The sequence below is a fragment of the Sediminibacterium sp. genome, assembly GCF_051860225.1.
GTDB lineage: Bacteria > Bacteroidota > Bacteroidia > Chitinophagales > Chitinophagaceae > Sediminibacterium.
In genome coordinates, this window is sequence record NZ_JBHYEI010000003.1 from 139190 (window position 1) to 158001 (window position 18812).

An 18812-nucleotide genomic window follows, 5' to 3' on the forward strand; every position below is an offset into this window, starting at 1 on the left:
CCATTGGTTTAATTCTTAATATTACCTACATGAAGCGTGCTAAGCTTTCCTTTTCTAATATTATCTTAATTACTGCTTGTTTAGTAGTGGTTGTATCTATCTTGTTTCTGAATGTGATTAATACCCGTAATATTATTACTTTAAAGAGCTCAATTGATACTTTAAGTATTGAAAATAAGAATATTAGTATTTTAAGGACGAGCAGTGATGAATTAGTAGAGGCTCAATTAATTTTTACTCGCTTTACTCAAGTAGGGGATACCAGTTTAAGTAATTTATCAGCTCAATCTTTCGATAAGTTAATTGCTCATTTGCAGTTACTAAAAAAAGAAAGCGATAGCGGCAGAGCAGCCCAAATTACCCAACAATTAACCAAAGAAAAATCTTTAGATCAATTAATTAAAGATTTCGAACTTTTGAGTGGTGACTTAAAAGAGCAAAAAATTGATATTAATAATAAAACAATCTCGGATTCATTAATAAAACTACTTGCTGACTACAATCTTTTATTTAAGAATGTTTTGGTGAAAGAAGATTTGTACAGGGAGAACCTCAATTCAACTATTTTTAAAAATGCGGTAACTGGAACAGACGTTATACAGCAGTTTTTCTGGGTTTCTTTATTGATTATTTTATTTATTGTAGGGGTATTGGTTTTCAATATTTATAAAATGGTTAATTATGAGAATGAAATTCTTGAAGCTAGAGAAAAGGCAGTGAAGCTGGCACAGGTAAAAAGTAGATTCTTGAGTAATATGAGTCATGAGATCAGATCCCCATTAACTGCAATCATGGGCTTTACAGAGATAATTGATAAAATTGAAACTGACGCTGAGAAAAAAAATTTTTTACATGCGATCAAGACTTCTTCAGAACATCTTCTTTCTACTGTTAATGATGTGCTTGACTTTTCCAAATTAGACGCTGGAAAATTAAAGTTGGAAAAACAGCCTTTCTATATTGCTGCTGCTATTGAAGAAGTCGCTTTTGCGCTTTCTACTACTAGTGCAGCATCAAAAGGCATCAAAGTAGAAACAGTCATTAACCTTGGCCGGGATTTAACTGTCAAAGGAGACCTATTTAGGCTAAAGCAAATTTTATATAATTTACTGAGTAATGCAATTAAGTTTACAGAAAAAGGAGGGGTTACAATTTTGGCTGATATAGTGGGGAATGCCGGAAACCAAGTGATGATTAAAATCAGGGTGGTTGATACAGGTATTGGAATTCCCAATGATCAAATTAAAACCGTATTTGAGGAGTTTACGCAAGTTACTACTAGCAATGTAAACAAAGAAACAAGGCGTTCAATAAAAGGTACTGGTTTAGGTTTATCCATTTGTAAAATGTTAGTTGAGTTGCAAGGTGGTTCAATTGCTGTAGAAAGTAAATTGAATCAGGGTTCAACATTCACATTTGGGATTCCTTATGAACTTGCAGATGGTAAAGTAGAGAATGAAAAAGACCTATCGAATATGAATAATGTATCTTCCTCATTAAGAGGGAAAAGTGTTTTAGTGATTGAGGACAATGAGGTAAATATTATGTTACTGACTATGTTGCTTAAAAAAGTGGGCATAATATATGACGTAGCTAAAGATGGGGAAATTGGTCTTCAACTATTCAAAGACAATCAATATGATATTGTTTTAACTGATATTAACGTGCCGAAATTGAATGGAGATGAATTTGCAATTATAGTTAGACAATATACGGATGAAACTAAGCGAAAAATACCAATCATTGCTTTGACAGCTACTATTGTTCAAGATGACCTTGATGATTATGTTGCTGCTGGCATTAATGAAGTTTTAGTAAAGCCGTTTAAGCAAGACGAATTGTATTCTGTAATTGAAAAATATGTATAAAATTCACTGCTATTTATAAACGCATTGTATTGTATCTTTTGTTTTTTGCTCAAGCATCATTTCTTTGCCTTCATATAGCTTGTTGATCATGTCGGTATCGTAATGTCTAATGGTTAATAAATTCAATTCTTTCTCTAATTGAACATCAAACATTACACTACACTCCAAAGCTAATTGATTAATTTTTTCATCATGGTCATCTAAGCATAATTGTAAGCTGATGGCTCCTGTTTGAATTAAATTTGGTTTTATTTTTATAAACCCAAAAATTTCATACAACTTACTCATTGGTGCCTCTCCAATAAAGGAAAAGTCTTTTGTTTTTAAATGCATTAAAACCTGATTTGCTTTAATTACAATAATGGGCGGTAAATTTTTTATGTTTTTACTATGAATGATAGTACCCTTTAGCGAGGGATCTAAAAAACACTTTACCAATAATGGAATGCCCTTGTTTTGAAGTGGTTTAATTGTTTTAGGGTGTATTACTTGGGCTCCGTAATAGGCCATTTCAATCACTTCGTTAAAATTCAATTCCTGAATAAGTTGGGCGTCAGAAAAACTTTTTGGATCAGCATTCATAACGCCTTCAACATCTTTCCAGATAGTTAAATTTTCCGCATCTAAAATATTGGCAAAAATGGCAGCAGTATAGTCGCTGCCTTCTCTTCCTAGAGTAGTACTTTCATTATCGTCTGTTGCCCCAATAAATCCTTGAGTGATGGTTATATTGCCTGGGTATTGTTGAATTGCTTGTTTAATTCTTTCTGCTGAAAAATCATATTGAACGCCAGCGTCTCTAAAATTATTATCGGTCCTAAGTAAATCTCTAACATCTAGCCACTGATTGCCTATTTTTTCTTCATTTAAAAAATGGCTAATGATGCAGGTGCTAAAAAGCTCACCAGTGCACACTATTTGGTCATAATAATAATCATAAGACCTAACAGGCTTGTCGTGTAATAACCATTCTACTTCGGTAAAGAAATCATTTAGTTGAGCGATACACTCATTGTATTTAAAAACCAATAAATATTTTGCGGTGGTTAAGTGTTGGTTTTTTACAACGCTAAATAATTCTAAAGCTTCCTCTTTATTTCCTTTATAAAATGCATTAACTACTTTTTCTAGGCCATTGGTTGTTTTTCCCATAGCTGAAATGATAATGACCAATGGCTCATTGCTGTATTGCTGTACAATATTTTTAAGGTTTTTTATTCTCTCTACACTGTTTACACTGGCCCCACCAAATTTAAAAATTTTCATATACTATTACTTAAAGTAGAAGATCAATATCTATACAAATATACGCAGCGTACCCGCCCAATTACTATCTTTATGTAAACGAATTGCACTATATGAGTATTAATAGAAATGTCCTCACTTTAGATGAGTTTACTTTACAACAATTAAGACAGTTTCCTACTGCAACTGGCGAATTAAGCAGATTACTACGGGATATGGCATTGGCTGCAAAACGAGTAAATGTTGAAGTAAATAAAGCTGGTTTGGTGGATATTTTAGGGGATGCTGGTAGCATTAACGTGCAGGGTGAAGATGTGAAAAAGTTAGACATCTATGCCAACAACCAGTTTTTAGGCGTTCTACAACATGGGATCAGTTGTGCTGGTATTGGTAGTGAAGAAATGGATGATTTCGTAGTGTTTGATGATGAAATTAGTAATAACAGTAAATATGTTGTTTTATTTGATCCATTAGATGGAAGCGGTAATATAGACGTGAACGTATCTATCGGGACTATTTTTGGGGTATATAGAAGAGTAAGCCCTTTAGGCAAACCATGTACAAAAGAGGATTTTCTGCAGCCTGGTAAGAATCAAGTGGCTGCGGGTTATGTGGTATATGGATCTAGTACCATGTTTGTTTATGCCACTCGTAGAGGCGTTAATGGTTTTACATTAGATCCTTCCATTGGTGAGTTTACTATGAGTCATCCGAATATTATTTGCCCACCATCAGGCAAATTTTATTCAGTTAACCATGGGAACTTTTTTCAATACAATGAGGGAGTAAGGAAGTATATTGATGGCTGTCAAAGAAAAACAAAGGAGAATGGGGGCCCTTATACACAGCGTTATATTGGCAGCATGGTGGCAGATGTGCATCGCAATTTAATAAAAGGCGGAATTTTTATGTATCCTGGAACAACGGAAAAGCCCGGAGGAAAGCTGCGTCTTTTATATGAAGCTAATCCATTTGCTTTTATTTTAGAAGTTGCGGGAGGTGTAGCAACAGATGGAGTTGGTCGAATACTTGATATTGTACCTACTTCCTTACACCAAAGAACCCCATTATTTATTGGTAGTAAATTAATGATGGAGGAACTAGCTCAGGTTACAGACACAAAAAATTAAGCATGAAACAGATTCTATTCAGTATTGCACTCCTTTTCCTAACTGTTCAGGGGATAATGGCACAACAGCCTTTGCCAAGAGGGGCAATGAGTTATACTATTATGACCAAACCAAACAATATAGTATATAATGACAGTATTTTTAAAGGGAGTACACAATTCAAGCAGCTTTTCTATAGAACGAGAAACCCAGAAATAATTGATGCTTATTTAAAGCACCAAAGGAATAAAATTACTGGTCAGCTATTTGGTTTTGCTGGGGCTGTAACACTTTTAGTTGGCGTGAATAATTTGTCTGGCTCTAATAAAAGCATGGGATGGACTTTGATTGGGAGTGGATTTTTAGCATCTATTGCAGGTGGGTATTTTAATTTGCTGGGCCAAAATCATTTATTGACAGCGGTAGATTTGTTTAATCAGCAGCATAAAAAATCAACCGTATCTCTTGGTCTGGGAAAACAATCAGCTGGAATCGTCTATCAATTTTAATTATGGCAAAAACAATCATTAGCGTAAAAGATTTACATAAAAAGTATGGTTCCTTCCACGCAGTAAAAGGAATCAGTTTTGATGTGTTTGAAGGAGAAATTTTTGGATTGTTAGGACCTAATGGTGCAGGAAAATCTACCACCCTTGAAATCATTGAAACACTTAGAGAAAAAACCAGTGGTACAATTGAAGTAGCTGGATTTGATTTAGATAAAGATCCAAATGAAATAAAGAAACTGATTGGGGTGCAGTTGCAAACATCAGGTTACTATCCTAATTTAACATTAGCTGAATTGATTGTTTTATTTGCTGGATTATATAATCAACCAGTTAATCCGATGGAATTGTTGGAAACAGTTAATTTAACGGATAAAGCCAAATCGAAATACAAAGAATTAAGTGGTGGCCAAAAACAACGATTCTCGATTGCAACTACATTAATTAATCATCCTAGTATTATATTTTTAGATGAGCCTACCACGGGATTAGATCCGCAAGCACGTAGAAATTTATGGGATCTTATCAAAGAAATCAGACTGAAGGGTACTACTGTAATTATTACCACTCATTATATGGACGAGGCAGAAGTGCTATGTGATAGAGTAGCTATTATTGATAAAGGAAAAGTAATTGCACTTGATTCTCCTGATAAATTGATTGATGACTTAGTGGCCAGTGGTTTTGAGCGACCCAAGCAAGTTAAAAATGCGAATTTGGAAGATGTGTTTATTCACTTGACTGGGCATGAATTAAGGGCAGAAAATTAACTGTATGATAGATGAACGTTATCCAATTGGGGAGTTTGAATTTAAACCGTATTCTGAAAGCTTGAAACAGCAATGGCTTGCAGATATTCAATTTTTGCCGGAAGAAATTGAACAGGTACTCTTGAATTTGGATGAGGCACAATTGCATACCCCATACAGAAGTGGGGGATGGACTGTACATGAAGTGGTTCATCATTTGGCAGATAGCCATATGAATGCTTATTGTAGATTTAAACTTGGTCTAACTGAGGATTGCCCCACAATAAAACCCTACGATGAGAACGCTTGGACAACATTGAATGATGTAAAAACACTCCCTGTTAATATTTCAGTGACCCTTTTACATGCATTGCATACTAGGTGGCATTTTGCAATTAAAAATCTTACTCAAGCGCAATGGGAAAGAACAATTTATCATCCAGGTAGTAAAAAAGAAATGAGCTTATGGTATCTTTTAGGGATGTATGCTTGGCATGGTAAACACCATACTGCTCATATTAGATTATTAAGAGAAAAAAATAATTGGTGATGACTCAAATCAAGAAGTGGAAGTTAATACAGTCAGAACAATTGATCAAAGATCAGTGGGCGGATGTTAGGAAAAATAGTTATCAAAAGAATGATGGTTCTATAATAGAGCCATTTTATATTTATGGGTTTCCCGATTATGCAACAGCGGTCGCAATCACTAAGACAGGGACGGTAATTGTTGAGAAAATTTATAGAGCTGGATTAGACACCATCGCATTAGAATTGCCTGGGGGCTGTGTAGATACTACTGATACTTCTTTGTCGCATGCAATAGAGCGAGAGCTCTTAGAAGAAACAGGTTATCGGTTCGATCAAATTGAATACCTTGGAAAAATATCTCCCAATCCCACCACTAATACCAATGTGATGCATATGTTTTTGGCTAAAGGTGGAGTTTTAGACCCAAATGCAGTAAGAGATACATCTGAAGAGGTTGAGGTTATAGAAATGGAATGGGATGATTTTATAACCGCATTTAAAACGCAAGCGTTTATTCAATCAATGCAAACTTGTACGATTTTGTATGCATTAATGCGGCTTAATAAATTAATAGTATAAAATGCAAAAAGATATTAAACAATGGTCTGTTCTTCAGTCTAACATTGGATATACCAAAAAATGGTTAAAAATAAAAGAAGACATCTGTCAATTGCCAGATGGTAGAATTATTGATCCTTATATTGTTATTGATGTCCCTAATTTTTGTAATATTTTCATGGTAACTCCTTCAGAAGAAATTGTCATGGTAAAACAATATCGACATGCAGCTGGCATTATAACAATAGAATTACCAGGTGGAATGATTGAATCTAATGAAGATCCAATGGTTGCCGCAAAAAGAGAAATGGAAGAAGAAACAGGATATCAAACAGATGAGTTTGAACTACTGTATTCAGTACATCCCAACCCGCCATTAGAAAGTAATTACGCTTATTTCTATTTAGCCAAAGCTGTTCAACCCAAGGGTAAAACAGCCTATGATCCATATGAAGATATTGAAATTGTTTTGGTGCCTAAGGAAGATTTCATGAAACAGCTTTTAGCACATTCTTTTAAGCATGGTGCTCAAATTGGTGCAATGTATGCTGCGGCAATCAAATTAGGTTGGCTAAAAGCGTAGCTTAATTTCTCTGTACTTCAGCAATTAAAAAAACACTTCCGCAAACAAGAATCAAATCATTTATTCCAGCGTTTTCATTGGCAGCAAGGATAGCTTCATTTACATTACTGTATGTTGAACCTGTCAATCCAATTTCATTTGCCTGATTTAGCAATTCATTTTCATCTAATGCTCTAGGAATATTGGCTTTAGTAAAATAGAATTTAGCGGTATTAGGTAATAGCGATAAAACTGCTGTTATATCTTTATCTTTTACCATTCCCATAACCCAATGAAGCTGATTGAAATTCATCAAATCTAATTGGGTTAGGATTGCTTTAATTCCGTCAACATTGTGTCCTACGTCTAGAATTACCATGGGGTTCATTTGAATGACTTCCCATCTTCCATGCAAGCCTGTAAGTTTTTTTATATTTTTAAGCGCTTCCTGAATATGGCTATAATGAATATTCCAACCATGTTGTTGGAGTAGGGTACAAGCTTCAAGAACAGTTAATAAATTTTTGGTTTGATAAAATCCTGTTAAGTCTAAAGCAAAATGTTGGTACTCATTTTTTTCTTTATCTACAACGGTAATATTTAGGAGGTTATCTTGGAATAACCAATCACTAATATACCTTTTCTCTTGTGCAAGTGAAACAAGACTTGTTTTAGCTGCGGATAAAAAAATGGGTAAAGTTTCTGGAAGGTATTCTCCAATAACCACTGGAACTAATGGTTTGATGATGCCTGCTTTTTCTCCAGCAATTGCGGTGAGTGTGTTTCCCAATAAGTTCATATGATCCATCCCAATATTAGTGATAATACTTAGTTCGGGAAGAATAATATTCGTACTGTCTAATCTGCCACCTAAGCCTGTTTCAATGATAGCTATATCAACCGATTGCGCTGCAAAATACTCGAATGCCATTGCAACCGTTATTTCGAAGAAAGAAGGTGCAATAGATTCAATTTGTGGTTTTATTTTTTGGGTAAACTCAATCACAAATTCTTCAGAACAACATTCTCCATTGATTTTAATGCGTTCTCTAAAATCATGTAAATGCGGTGAAGTGTACAAACCAGTTTTATATCCAGCTGTTTGTAAAATTGCTGCAAGCATATGACTGGTAGAACCTTTGCCATTTGTACCTGCAATATGAATAGATTTAAATTTTTTATGAGGGTTTCCTAATGCTTCGCAAAGTGCAATGGTATTGGTTAAATCTTTTTTATAAGCCGATTCTCCCACTTTACTAAACATAGGAAGCTTATTAAATAAATAGGAAAGCGTATCTGCGTAATTCATCTTGCGGCAAAGGTGCAAATAATTTAATTCTTAAGCTTAAAATTAAATACTAAAGTTCCTGTTTGTTCTTCTGTATCACCCGAATTTAATTTAAGCGATTTTGCTTTTAAGATGGCGATATTCCTGATACGTTGATTGGTAGTAGTAGTACCTTTAGGATTTATCGTGGCAGCTGTAACAGCACCTGACTGACTAACGGTAATGTCTACAGCCACTTTAGCATTTTCATTAAAATCGTCTTCAAAAGAAGGAAGCTTGGTAATTCTTCTACCATCTAATCCACTTTTAATGGCAACGCCATTTGAACCACCCAATCCACCATTTCCACTAGCAGCATTGCCTTGGTAACTATCTGAATTAGGATTGCCTATTGGTTTGCCTTGATCTCCCTTGCCACCAGCGATTCCTTGATTGTTTACTCCATTATAACTATCTGCTAAGTTGCCGCCGCTACTTTTTTTATTTGTTCCAGTAAACACAGCTTTTGGTTTTGGGGTAGGGGGAGTAGAGCTGTTGCTATTGCTGGGTTTGCTATTGGGTTTAACTACATATTTTGTTAATGGTATATCATCTTCTGAACTTGTATTTTCTGGAATATCAATATTTTCTGTGGATGTTTGATTGGTCTCTGAATTCTCAGGCGATTCATTTAAATCTCCTATAGCAGAAGGGGGGATATTGCCTTCCCCTGTTTCAACATTACCTAGGTTAACTTCTATGCCTTCCCCAGCAATCGGTTCTTGTGGCGCTGGTTGTTGGTAACGAACATAAAAAAATATCGAGAACAAAATCGCGGTTATAACCAATGTGATGAACGTGGCTTTAAGTTGATCTTGTCTTTCTAATATCCGTTCTTGATTCATGAAGTATAAAAGTACATTAATCCAATTATTTTTAGTGGAATGAAAGGTTAATTTTATTACCTTGTTGTGAAACACACTGTTGTATGAAACTGATTATCAAAACATTAGCATTCATAATTATTTGTTTCAGTACAAGCAATCTTTCTGCACAAATTGACACCGAAAGATTATCGCTATTTTTTGCAGAAGGTTATAAGATAGATGAATTGGTGTTTTTATTAGATAATATGCCAATTAAGAAACATGAAAAATGGATGGAAAAGAGAGGCTATGCCTTTAGAGAAGAAATCCCTTCTAAGAAGTGTTTGGTTTATAAAAAAGGGGAAGTAGTAACTTTATTTATCTTTTTAGAAAAAGAATATATTTCAGAAATTCAGGTATCTAGTTCCCCCCAAAAATATTATCAGGCAATCGATACATTTTCAAAGTCTCCTTTGTTTAGACCCACTAAATTGTTAAAGAAAGTGGGTATAACAGAAGATGAAAAAAAGAAATATTGGAGAAATAATGGGTTCATTTTTTATGCCGACACCAATAATTATCGAGTGGGGATTTTTAGAGACTATCCATTTGAAATGGAAAGAAAAATAAGTAAGTCATACTTGCCCGAAATGGTTTCTGTAAAAAAGGGGAGTTTTATGATGGGCAGTAAGAATGAGGAAGATCCATCAGATACAAAGCCTGCTTTTACTGCAACAGTTAACAATTTTAATATTGGACAATATGAGGTGACCGTTAAGCAGTTCAGATATTTTTGTTCGGAAACAAAAAGAAAAATGCCTGCCGCTCCCTTAGCTGGATGGCAAGATGATTTTCCAATTCGGAATATTACTTGGGATGACGCAATCGACTATTGTCAATGGTTAAGCTATGTTACAGAAAAAAAATATCGGCTACCATCTGAAGCAGAATGGGAATATGCTGCAAGGGGAGGCCAAAAAACTAAAAAATTCATTTATGCTGGGTCAGATTTTATAGAAAAAGTCGGTTGGACTTACAAAAAAAATGATGTAGTCATGAAAAGAGTAGGCAGTACTTATCCAAACGAACTTGATATTTATGATATGAGTGCGAATGTATTTGAATGGACAAATGATTGGTATAATCCTACTTGGTATGAAACTAGTAGTAGAAATCTTGTTATTGGTTCCGTTTATCGAGGGCCATCTGCTGGTACACAAAAAGTGATTAGAGGGGGCAGTGCTAGCGAATCTTCAAAATCAAAAATAATTTATAGAGGGAAAATTTCTCCAAATAATTATTATGTTGATTTAGGTTTTAGGGTAGTTTTAGAGGAGGATTAATCCTTTAAAAAAATATCATATCCAAACCTTAATAAAGTGGCCATTACTACTAACAAAAAGAAAATTCGAATAAACTGATTGCCTTTATAAATGGCTAGTTTGGCACCAAGAATACCTCCAATTGCATTGCATACAGCCATTGGAATAGCCACTGACCATAGTATGGTTCCTTTTAACATGAATAAAGAAATAGAGCCTAAATTGGTAGAGAGATTAATTAGTTTGGCATGAGTGCCCGCTTTTAAAAAATCAAATCCTAAAATACCAATGAATGCCATAATAAAGAAGCTTCCTGCTCCAGGCCCAATGAATCCATCATAAAATCCAATCACTAAACTTATGATTAAGGCATACCTCAATTGTTGTTGATTAGATAATTGCTTATGTATAGTTTGTCCAAAGTTTTTCTTAGAATAAGTGTAAATGGCAACGATAATTAAAACAATAAATATTACCGGCTTCATATATTTATTGCTAACTATAGATAGAAGTTGCGATCCAGCAAATGCTGCACAAAAAGCAATTAAGCACATTAGCCCGACCTGATTCCAGTTTACTGCAACTTTTTTTACATATTGTCTTGCTGCAAAAGCAGTACCGGTAAATGCAGGAATTTTTAAAGATCCCATAACAGTTGCAACTGGGAATTGTGGTAATAGCATAATGCCTGCAGGTAACTGAATCAATCCGCCCCCACCCACTATTGCATCAACAAATCCTGCTAGGAAAGCAAAAATGCATAATAATATCAGGGTGTTGATATCCATCCAATAGTTATTTTTTAAAAGTAATATTTGCTATGACTAATCCGGAAATTACCAATATGCCACTATAAAAATGAATAGGGGTAACTGTTTCACCCAAAATCAGTATAGCTTCTAATGTACTAAAAATGGGAATTAAATTGCCAAATAAAACGGTTCTGCCTGCACCCAACTTTGAAATGGCCAAATTCCAACACCAGAATGCTAAAACAGAAGTTCCTATTCCTAAGTAAAGAATAGATCCGAATAAAGTTGGTGACCAATTCGTAGGGGCTTTAACAATATATTGCTCAAGGATAAAAAAAGGAAATAACATCAAAGCACCTAAAACAAAAATGACCAACAGAAAAGACAATGCACTAATCGTAACGGGCTTCTTCCGTACTAATATATTATAAACCGCAAATGCAAATGCGCCTGCTAAAATCCAAGCATCACCACTAGAAAATTTGAATGAAAGTAATAACTCCCAACTTCCTTTTGAGATCAACAGTACAATTCCCAATATGCAAATAATCATTCCTATGATTCTGAAAAACCCCAATCTTTCCTTTAAAAAAAGAACGGCCATTGCAGTTGCAAAAATGGGAGAGGAGGTAGTGCCAATTAAAGCCATATTGATTGCACTAGTATTGTGTCCGGCTACATAAACAAATGTGTTAAATAGCGCAATACCCGTAAGAGCAAGCCAAGTTAAAATTTTCCAATTGGCTTTAAGGTGAGACCATTCAGCAATAACTTGTTTATATGCAAATGGGAATAGTACCAATGATGCGCAAGTCCATCTAAAAAAGGCTAAGCTGATAGGACTAATTGCGGTACTGACTTTTCTTGCGATAATAAAATTACCCGACCAAAGTAGTGTGGCAATTATTGCTAATAAAAAACCTTGAACAGTATGGTTGCTTAATTTAGACTGCATTATTGTATAGGCGCTCCTGCAAATTGATGGTTATAATCCCCTTTAATTCTTTCCATTGGAGGATTAAAATAGCCGAATTTTAAATCGGGAAATTCTTCTTGAATTAAATCCATCATTTGCTTTACACCCAACATTTCACCTGTTTCAGACATACCTATTTTACCCATATACCAATCTGGATCAATGTTGAAATTGCGCCACTGAATCATATTAAGATTAGTCTCAGAAATTAGTTTTCTTAAAGCTTCATATTCCGCTTCGCTGTCTGTAATACCTGGAAATACAAAATAATTGATGCTGGTCCAACCACCATATTTACGCATTACTTTTAAGCTCTCAATGATGTCTTCAAATGCATAATTATTAGGCCTATAATAAGCTTCGTAAATATGTTTTTGAGCAGAGTTGGTACTTACTCGCATGCTATTTAATCCTGCTTTGCAGAGTGCATCTACTGCAGCGGGTTTTGATCCATTGGTATTGATATTAATGCTACCTCTGTTGGTATGCTTTCTGATTTCAATGATAGATTCTCTAATAGTCTCCCACATTAATAAAGGTTCTCCTTCGCATCCTTGTCCAAAACTTACAATTGGATATGGGGCATTGATTAAATGGGGTACCGTAAATTCAACAATTTCTTCGGCCCTTGGCTTAAAAGTTAGCCTATCCTGTGTACTTACGATTGTTTCTTCTTCTGGTTGAAAGGATATACAACCAATACAATTGGCATTACATGCAGGTGAGGTGGGTATTGGACATTCCCATCTTCCTAAAGAGAAATTTCTAGCTGCAGGACAGTGATAAGTCATGCAACAGTTTTCCATTAGATGTTTTACTAGTCTATTTTCTGGGTAGGCTTTTAATAAATGAGCGGTCCCCTCTTTTACTTTGGTATCATCAAAACCAGCTGCTTCTTGTCTGATATCTTTTTCTATTCTAATGGCTGGGACATATTTTTTTTCGTTCATCCAACCCACAGCGGTATAACAGAATAGTGGTAAAGTGGGGGCATCAGGCATTGTTTCATATGCTGCAATAAATAATCCTGTATAGGCGGGTGGAATAAATGCTGCTACGGCCCATCCCTTTTCGCATAGTCTCATTTCACCAGTTTGTACATCTATGCCTATACCTCTTCTCCCAGGTAATTCATATAAATTACCCCCTTGTGGTAGTTCAATCCATTGATCTGCTTCAACAGGAAATGCATCCCAGCCTGCACGGCCAACAGCATAAAGGGTGTCGTCTTCATAGATATTTCCCTCGCCATCGGAATACAGCAAAAATGGTTTAACTGACATAAGTGGGTTTTTCTAGTTGTGCTTTTGCAAATAGATTGAATTCTTCTTCTGTTGCTTTAGTGGTATCAGCATCTAATTCTTTCTGAATGAGTTTGTCGTCTTTAAAATCGAGGGTTAATAAGCCATCTTTTAAAACCACATTTTTTAAAGCTGCCCAATCGTATCTTTTTTTGGGAAAACTGTTGAACACAATTTCATTTTCATCAAAGGCAATTTCTTCCGGAAACTTAACCTGCTTTTCTAGCATTGCTGCTAATAAATAAATTAAAGATATCCATAAACCATCTGCCATACTATACCAACCCATAGCTGCTAATAACAATCCAAATCTATAAAAAGGGGCATTGCCTTTTTTCTTTTGCCAAATACAAAATGCTCCCCAGCCAATTACCAAAACTGCAAATGCGTATGATGAAAGGGCATTGTATAAACCATTTATACCATTGCCAATAAATGCAATAATTGCAATTAATAACATGATTTGGCTTACCCCATCTACTGTGGAATGATTGCGTTTTTTTAATACAATGATGTAGTCGAAGGTTTTCATGATACCATTAAGTTACAAAGTCTCCATAATATTCTTGCCCCCACATTGCTGTCCCAATCGGTTTGACCAACTCCAATTTCTACCAAGTCAAATCCTATGAGTTCTCTGCCTGATTCTTTAATTTTTTTGAATAGGTAAATAATTTCTTCGCTTTCAAATCCACCAGGAACTGGTGTTCCAGTATTTGGACATAGTTTTCGATCTAATCCATCTATATCAAAACTGATATACACTTTTTGTGGCAAGTGCTGTATCATTTCGTTTGTAATACTTTTCCAGTTTTGCCCTTCAAATAATCTCTCCTTTATATTCTTGTCAAAATAGGTGATTACCCTGAAATTACTATCGCAGATATACTCCCACTCCTGTTCACAATAATCTCTAATACCCACTTGAACTAATTTTGAGATAGCAGGTATTTCATTTAGCGCATTATACATAATGGAAGCATGCGAGTAGGTAAATCCTTCATACTTGACTCTTAAATCGCAATGGGCATCAATTTGTATTATCCCATACGATCCATGTTTTTCTGCTAATGCTTTCATTAAACCCAATGGAGTACTATGATCTCCCCCTAACAGTCCTACAATTTTTTCTTTATCTAATAAGGCTTTGCTCTGTTCGTAAACCCAGTTGTTTAGATAAATACTTCCTTCATTAATTTCTTTAACACTCTTGCACATAAACTTGTTATTTATAAGTTCTGCGCCTTGTGCAATATAATCGATATATAATTCTGCTTCTTTTCTTAAGTAATCTCCTTTTAACAAGAGTTTCTTGTCAATTTCCTTCATGAAAAAACCTTGTTTCCAACCAGCATTTCCCTCTGTATCTAAAAGGTCTACTTGCATACTGCTTTTAAAAATATGCTCCGCTGCCCTTGCAGTACCAGCACCATAACTTACCGTAACTTCCCAAGGTACAGGAAGTATAATTACTTTTGATTCTTCTTCCGTAAATGGAAGACCAAAAATATTGTTGTTGGGATTGGCTACCGCATTAGGATTAAAGCCTGATAAGTCAGTCATATTGAGCAGTATTGAAAACGGGGTGCAAGTTAGTTCCTAATTTGATAATACTACATAAATTTATAGCCTATCTGGGTTCATAATACCTGTTAAAGGAGTCAAATAACCATTTATAGGGTAGAAATGGCAAAAAATACAGCGTATATATGGGTAAGGCGACTATATTAATGCCATAACTGAATCCATTTGCTACTGCAAATAATATGACCAGCCACTTATTTCTATTCATTACATGATAGACTATCGGGGATTTCAGGCAAAATGGAATCAGTAAAACCCACCATATAAAGTTGTAAAAGGCGTTATTAGCTAAATCGGCGTAACAGAAATTAAATAGCAGCATGCACAGTGCAGAAATCATGCTCCAAACCCTACTGGGTATAAAAAAACCGACCAAAACCGCCGTGGAAGCCGTTATACTAACCGTTGACCTAATCCAAGGATACATCAACCAAGTATTATTTTGCATTGGCAATTGATAAGGTAATTGATGTAAAATCATTTGTAGAACAATGATAAAAAATAATGTTCCGTAAATAATTCTAGCAATAAATAGCCTAAAGTCTTCGGTTGTAACAAAATTATTTACGGGGCTATGAGTCATATTTACTATTTGTGGAAACTTCGAAATTTTAACAAGCTACAAAAAGCAACAATTCTATTTCCCTATTGTTTTTAAATTACCTTTGCATTTCAAAATTAGCCATGAAAACAACCCATATTATTATTCTTGTTTTAATTGCAGCAGCAATTGCGGTTTTAGTGCAATACAGTGGAGATTTAACCACCTATGAAACAATTGCATCTGCTAAGGAAAAAGAGGGCAAATTTGTGAATCTTATTGCTAAATTAGATACTACTCAAGCCATTGAATACGATGCGGTGAAAAATCCTAACTATTTAAGTTTTACTGCTATTGATACATTGGGGAGCTCCATTAAAGTAGTTTATCACGATACCAAACCAACTGATATGGAAAAAAGCGAACGTATTGTGTTAAAGGGGAAGGTAAAAAATAATCAATTTGAGTGTGAGCACATTTTGCTTAAATGTCCTTCTAAATACAAGGATGATCCCAATGCTATGCAAAAGCAACTTCAAACTTCTAACTAACTTTTTTACAGCTAAGAAACGTATTCATGAATTATTTAGGTGAACATTTATTGCCCGGTCAAATAGGCCATTTTTTTGCAATTCTGAGTTTAGTTGCCTCTTTGTTGGCAACTTTTGCTTTTTTTAGTGCTTCAAAAGCTCAATTAGTAGAGGAGAAAAGACCCTGGTTGTTACTTGCTCGGTGGGCTTTTTTAGCAGAGACCATTAGTATTTTGGTGCTATTTGGCTGCTTATACTATATTATTTCGAATCACTTATTTGAATATAAATATGCTTATACGCACAGTGATTTAAGTTTACAATTTGAATACTTACTAAGTTGTTTTTGGGAAGGCCAGGAAGGGAGCTTTATGCTTTGGAGTTTTTGGCATTGTGTATTAGGATGGATACTTATTTGGAAAGCAGGTAAGTGGGAGGCACCTGTAATGACTGTTATTAGTTTTGCACAGTTTTTTATTGCTACTATGCTTTTGGGGATCTATTTCTTTGGGTCGAAAGTCGGAATTAACCCTTTTGCATTGTTGCGTAATGAAATGGATGCGCCCATATTTAGCCAGCCGAATTATTTAGATTTTATTAAAGATGGTACTGGATTAAATACTTTATTACAAAACTATTGGATGGTTATTCACCCTCCGGTTCTTTTTTTAGGTTTCGCATCTACCATCGTTCCTTTTGCTTTTGCAATTGCAGGACTGTCTAAAAAGGAGCATGATTGGATTAAACCCGCATTACCTTGGGCTTCTTTTTCAGCTGCAGTATTAGGCACTGGTATTATGATGGGTGGAGCTTGGGCTTATGAAAGTCTATCATTTGGAGGTTATTGGGCTTGGGATCCAGTAGAAAATGCTTCTTTGGTGCCATGGTTAACACTAGTAGCAGGTCTTCATACCAATTTAATTTATAAAAACAGTGGATATTCTTTAAGACCAACTTATTTTTTCTATATCATCAGTTTTGTATTAATTCTTTATTCCTCTTTTTTAACGAAAAGTGGCATTTTAGGAGATACTTCGGTACACTCATTCACCGATATGGGATTGAATGCACAGTTGTTATTATTTGTGCTCATTTTCTTTGTGCCTGCAATGATTTTGTATTTTATTCGATATAAAAGTATTCCATCCATTGTAAAAGAGGAAAGCACCTACAGCAGAGAATTTTGGATGTTTATTGGATCATTAGTACTTTTTTTATCAGGCATGGTGATTATAGCCAAAACATCTACTCCCGTATGGAATAAAGTTTTTGGAACCAATATCGCGCCGCCTCAAGACCCTGAGTTTGCTCACAACCAGATCCAAATATTTGTTGCAATCATTTTAGGAATACTTACTGCTACCACACAATATCTAAAGTATAAGGATACCCCAAAGGGAATGTTTTGGAAGAAAATCTTAATTCCTACCATCATAGCTATTGTTATTTCAGGGGCAATAAGTATTTGGGGAGATATATCATATGCTAAGAAAGGGCCTGGGTTTTTAGCGGCAATTCATTTGGGTATTTTTGCAGCTGTATATGCTGTGATAGCCAATACTGCTTATTTGTGGCTAGGAATAAAAGGCAAAGTGAAAGCGGCAGGTCCATCTGTAGCTCATATTGGGTTTGGATTGGTTTTAGTAGGGATACTGATTTCATCAGGTAAAAAAACCGTATTGAGTTGGAACACCACTGGAGTTACTCCATTGAGTGTTGAAAGCAAAGATGAAAAAGGGAATCCTGCCGGAGATCCTGCTGAAAACCTTACCTTGTTTAAGGCGGTGGCAACTGATATGGGTAAATACATGGTTACTTATACTATGGATACCACCAATCCAAGAGATAGAAAAAGATACTTTGAAATTGATTTTAAAGCCAAAGACGGTTCTGAGCAATTCAAATTATACCCAGATGTAATCAAGAATAATAAAGGCATGGAAGGGTTTGCAGCAAATCCAGCAGCAAAGCACTATTGGCACAAAGACATTTTTGTTTACATTACTTCATTTCAAGAGAATAGGGCTGCAGATACGGTAAGCTTTAAAAATAAAGCAGTTAAAATAAACGATACGTTGTTTTATGGAAATGGCATGATGATCTTGAATAAAGTATCGGTTAATCCTAAAGAACTTCAAGCAAAATACAATGCAGATGAAACTGCATTATTCTTAGACATGACAATCATTTCTAAGGAAGGCAAACAATATCGTGCTTATCCGGGTATTGCTTTAAAAGGTCAAGAACTTCGTTCTTTGCCGGATAGTGTTATTTCTCAAAGTCTTGTCTTGAAGTTTAATAAAGTAATTGATCAAGAAGCTGGTAAGCTTGAAATTGGCGTTAAAGAAAGCGGAAATATTACAGATTTAATTACCCTTAAAGTATATGAGTTCCCCATGATCAATTTATTATGGTTAGGAATTGTTATAATGGTAGTTGGATTTGTAATGTCGATTATTCAGCGCGTTAAACAATTACAAAAGTCTGTTTTGTAATATCGGCAGCGAAGGTTACTTTTTTTGTGTCTTGGTATTAATATTAGTCA

At 35.1% G+C, this 18812-nt stretch carries 18 protein-coding genes; 10 read left to right on the forward strand and 8 right to left on the reverse strand.

What is annotated here, in order from left to right:
• The first annotated feature begins 29 nt into the window (after positions 1 to 29).
• Positions 30 to 1868 carry an ATP-binding response regulator gene (locus ACTIEI_RS11095; protein WP_439506362.1) on the forward strand — a complete coding sequence of 613 codons (1839 nt, stop codon included), beginning with the start codon at positions 30 to 32 and terminating at the stop codon, positions 1866 to 1868.
• A 9-nt stretch (positions 1869 to 1877) separates the two neighbouring features.
• Here ACTIEI_RS11095 and ACTIEI_RS11100 read toward each other — a convergent pair whose 3' ends face one another.
• Positions 1878 to 3134, reverse strand: coding sequence for an aspartate kinase (locus tag ACTIEI_RS11100; RefSeq protein ID WP_439506363.1), 1257 nt, complete (start codon positions 3132 to 3134; stop codon positions 1878 to 1880).
• A 92-nt stretch (positions 3135 to 3226) separates the two neighbouring features.
• Between ACTIEI_RS11100 and fbp the strand changes: the two genes are divergently transcribed.
• Genes fbp through ACTIEI_RS11130 form a run of 6 tightly spaced genes read left to right on the forward strand, consistent with a single transcriptional unit; the run spans position 3227 to position 7149 of the window.
• A complete protein-coding gene (gene fbp, locus ACTIEI_RS11105) occupies positions 3227 to 4243 on the forward strand; it encodes a class 1 fructose-bisphosphatase (RefSeq protein ID WP_439506364.1) in 1017 nt (338 codons plus the stop codon).
• A 2-nt stretch (positions 4244 to 4245) separates the two neighbouring features.
• Positions 4246 to 4731, forward strand: coding sequence for a hypothetical protein (locus ACTIEI_RS11110; protein WP_439506365.1), 486 nt, complete (start codon positions 4246 to 4248; stop codon positions 4729 to 4731).
• A gap of 2 nt (positions 4732 to 4733) precedes the next feature.
• A complete protein-coding gene (locus tag ACTIEI_RS11115; RefSeq protein ID WP_439506366.1) occupies positions 4734 to 5498 on the forward strand; it encodes an ABC transporter ATP-binding protein in 765 nt (254 codons plus the stop codon).
• A gap of 4 nt (positions 5499 to 5502) precedes the next feature.
• Positions 5503 to 6027: a YfiT family bacillithiol transferase gene (locus ACTIEI_RS11120; RefSeq protein ID WP_439506367.1), complete on the forward strand. Its 525-nt coding sequence runs from the start codon at positions 5503 to 5505 to the stop codon at positions 6025 to 6027.
• Positions 6027 to 6587, forward strand: a complete 561-nt coding sequence (locus ACTIEI_RS11125) for an NUDIX hydrolase (protein WP_439506368.1) — start codon at positions 6027 to 6029, stop codon at positions 6585 to 6587. The genes ACTIEI_RS11120 and ACTIEI_RS11125 overlap by 1 nt, the downstream gene beginning before the upstream one ends.
• Position 6588: 1 nt before the next feature.
• Positions 6589 to 7149, forward strand: coding sequence for an NUDIX hydrolase (locus ACTIEI_RS11130; RefSeq protein WP_439506369.1), 561 nt, complete (start codon positions 6589 to 6591; stop codon positions 7147 to 7149).
• A gap of 1 nt (position 7150) precedes the next feature.
• Here ACTIEI_RS11130 and ACTIEI_RS11135 read toward each other — a convergent pair whose 3' ends face one another.
• Together ACTIEI_RS11135 and ACTIEI_RS11140 are read right to left on the reverse strand one after the other, a co-directional pair.
• On the reverse strand, positions 7151 to 8437 hold the full coding sequence (locus tag ACTIEI_RS11135) for a bifunctional folylpolyglutamate synthase/dihydrofolate synthase (protein ID WP_439506370.1): 1287 nt from the start codon (positions 8435 to 8437) through the stop codon (positions 7151 to 7153).
• Between the two features lie 23 nt (positions 8438 to 8460).
• A complete protein-coding gene (locus tag ACTIEI_RS11140) occupies positions 8461 to 9300 on the reverse strand; it encodes a hypothetical protein (RefSeq protein WP_439506371.1) in 840 nt (279 codons plus the stop codon).
• A gap of 83 nt (positions 9301 to 9383) precedes the next feature.
• Between ACTIEI_RS11140 and ACTIEI_RS11145 the strand changes: the two genes are divergently transcribed.
• A complete protein-coding gene (locus ACTIEI_RS11145; protein ID WP_439506372.1) occupies positions 9384 to 10604 on the forward strand; it encodes a formylglycine-generating enzyme family protein in 1221 nt (406 codons plus the stop codon).
• Here the strand turns inward: ACTIEI_RS11145 and ACTIEI_RS11150 are convergent.
• From ACTIEI_RS11150 to ACTIEI_RS11170, 5 genes are read right to left on the reverse strand one after another with little or no spacing between them, the layout of a single operon-like run.
• Positions 10601 to 11371 carry a sulfite exporter TauE/SafE family protein gene (locus ACTIEI_RS11150; RefSeq protein ID WP_439506373.1) on the reverse strand — a complete coding sequence of 257 codons (771 nt, stop codon included), beginning with the start codon at positions 11369 to 11371 and terminating at the stop codon, positions 10601 to 10603. The two genes, ACTIEI_RS11145 and ACTIEI_RS11150, sit on opposite strands and share 4 nt — an antisense overlap.
• A 7-nt stretch (positions 11372 to 11378) precedes the next feature.
• Positions 11379 to 12290: a DMT family transporter gene (locus tag ACTIEI_RS11155; protein WP_439506374.1), complete on the reverse strand. Its 912-nt coding sequence runs from the start codon at positions 12288 to 12290 to the stop codon at positions 11379 to 11381.
• Positions 12290 to 13594 (reverse strand): radical SAM protein, encoded by a 1305-nt coding sequence (locus ACTIEI_RS11160; RefSeq protein ID WP_439506375.1) that lies wholly within the window; start codon positions 13592 to 13594, stop codon positions 12290 to 12292. Before ACTIEI_RS11160 ends, ACTIEI_RS11155 begins: the two co-directional genes overlap by 1 nt.
• The gene (locus ACTIEI_RS11165; RefSeq protein WP_439506376.1) at positions 13584 to 14144 is read right to left on the reverse strand and encodes a hypothetical protein; all 561 of its coding nucleotides are present in this window, start codon (positions 14142 to 14144) and stop codon (positions 13584 to 13586) included. Before ACTIEI_RS11165 ends, ACTIEI_RS11160 begins: the two co-directional genes overlap by 11 nt.
• Positions 14141 to 15175: an agmatinase family protein gene (locus tag ACTIEI_RS11170; protein WP_439506377.1), complete on the reverse strand. Its 1035-nt coding sequence runs from the start codon at positions 15173 to 15175 to the stop codon at positions 14141 to 14143. The genes ACTIEI_RS11165 and ACTIEI_RS11170 overlap by 4 nt, the downstream gene beginning before the upstream one ends.
• Positions 15176 to 15880: 705 nt before the next feature.
• Between ACTIEI_RS11170 and ACTIEI_RS11175 the strand changes: the two genes are divergently transcribed.
• Both ACTIEI_RS11175 and ccsA read left to right on the forward strand, forming a co-directional pair.
• Positions 15881 to 16288 carry a cytochrome c maturation protein CcmE domain-containing protein gene (locus ACTIEI_RS11175; protein WP_439506378.1) on the forward strand — a complete coding sequence of 136 codons (408 nt, stop codon included), beginning with the start codon at positions 15881 to 15883 and terminating at the stop codon, positions 16286 to 16288.
• A gap of 26 nt (positions 16289 to 16314) precedes the next feature.
• The gene (gene ccsA, locus ACTIEI_RS11180) at positions 16315 to 18762 is read left to right on the forward strand and encodes a cytochrome c biogenesis protein CcsA (RefSeq protein WP_439506379.1); all 2448 of its coding nucleotides are present in this window, start codon (positions 16315 to 16317) and stop codon (positions 18760 to 18762) included.
• The last annotated feature ends 50 nt before the right edge of the window (positions 18763 to 18812 follow it).

Excerpts from the sequence above, each read along its gene's own strand:
- ACTIEI_RS11130 (WP_439506369.1), top strand. The coding sequence starts at position 6,589 with ATGCAAAAAGATATTAAACAATGGTCTGTTCTTCAGTCTAACATTGGA.
- ACTIEI_RS11115 (WP_439506366.1), top strand. The coding sequence starts at position 4,734 with ATGGCAAAAACAATCATTAGCGTAAAAGATTTACATAAAAAGTATGGT.
- ACTIEI_RS11160 (WP_439506375.1), bottom strand. The coding sequence starts at position 13,594 with ATGTCAGTTAAACCATTTTTGCTGTATTCCGATGGCGAGGGAAATATC.
- fbp (WP_439506364.1), top strand. The coding sequence starts at position 3,227 with ATGAGTATTAATAGAAATGTCCTCACTTTAGATGAGTTTACTTTACAA.
- ACTIEI_RS11155 (WP_439506374.1), bottom strand. The coding sequence starts at position 12,290 with ATGCAGTCTAAATTAAGCAACCATACTGTTCAAGGTTTTTTATTAGCA.
- ACTIEI_RS11145 (WP_439506372.1), top strand. The coding sequence starts at position 9,384 with ATGAAACTGATTATCAAAACATTAGCATTCATAATTATTTGTTTCAGT.
- ACTIEI_RS11140 (WP_439506371.1), bottom strand. The coding sequence starts at position 9,300 with ATGAATCAAGAACGGATATTAGAAAGACAAGATCAACTTAAAGCCACG.
- ACTIEI_RS11175 (WP_439506378.1), top strand. The coding sequence starts at position 15,881 with ATGAAAACAACCCATATTATTATTCTTGTTTTAATTGCAGCAGCAATT.
- ACTIEI_RS11150 (WP_439506373.1), bottom strand. The coding sequence starts at position 11,371 with ATGGATATCAACACCCTGATATTATTATGCATTTTTGCTTTCCTAGCA.
- ACTIEI_RS11170 (WP_439506377.1), bottom strand. The coding sequence starts at position 15,175 with ATGACTGACTTATCAGGCTTTAATCCTAATGCGGTAGCCAATCCCAAC.
- ACTIEI_RS11165 (WP_439506376.1), bottom strand. The coding sequence starts at position 14,144 with ATGAAAACCTTCGACTACATCATTGTATTAAAAAAACGCAATCATTCC.
- ccsA (WP_439506379.1), top strand. The coding sequence starts at position 16,315 with ATGAATTATTTAGGTGAACATTTATTGCCCGGTCAAATAGGCCATTTT.
- ACTIEI_RS11120 (WP_439506367.1), top strand. The coding sequence starts at position 5,503 with ATGATAGATGAACGTTATCCAATTGGGGAGTTTGAATTTAAACCGTAT.
- ACTIEI_RS11100 (WP_439506363.1), bottom strand. The coding sequence starts at position 3,134 with ATGAAAATTTTTAAATTTGGTGGGGCCAGTGTAAACAGTGTAGAGAGA.
- ACTIEI_RS11110 (WP_439506365.1), top strand. The coding sequence starts at position 4,246 with ATGAAACAGATTCTATTCAGTATTGCACTCCTTTTCCTAACTGTTCAG.
- ACTIEI_RS11125 (WP_439506368.1), top strand. The coding sequence starts at position 6,027 with ATGACTCAAATCAAGAAGTGGAAGTTAATACAGTCAGAACAATTGATC.
- ACTIEI_RS11135 (WP_439506370.1), bottom strand. The coding sequence starts at position 8,437 with ATGAATTACGCAGATACGCTTTCCTATTTATTTAATAAGCTTCCTATG.
- ACTIEI_RS11095 (WP_439506362.1), top strand. The coding sequence starts at position 30 with ATGAAGCGTGCTAAGCTTTCCTTTTCTAATATTATCTTAATTACTGCT.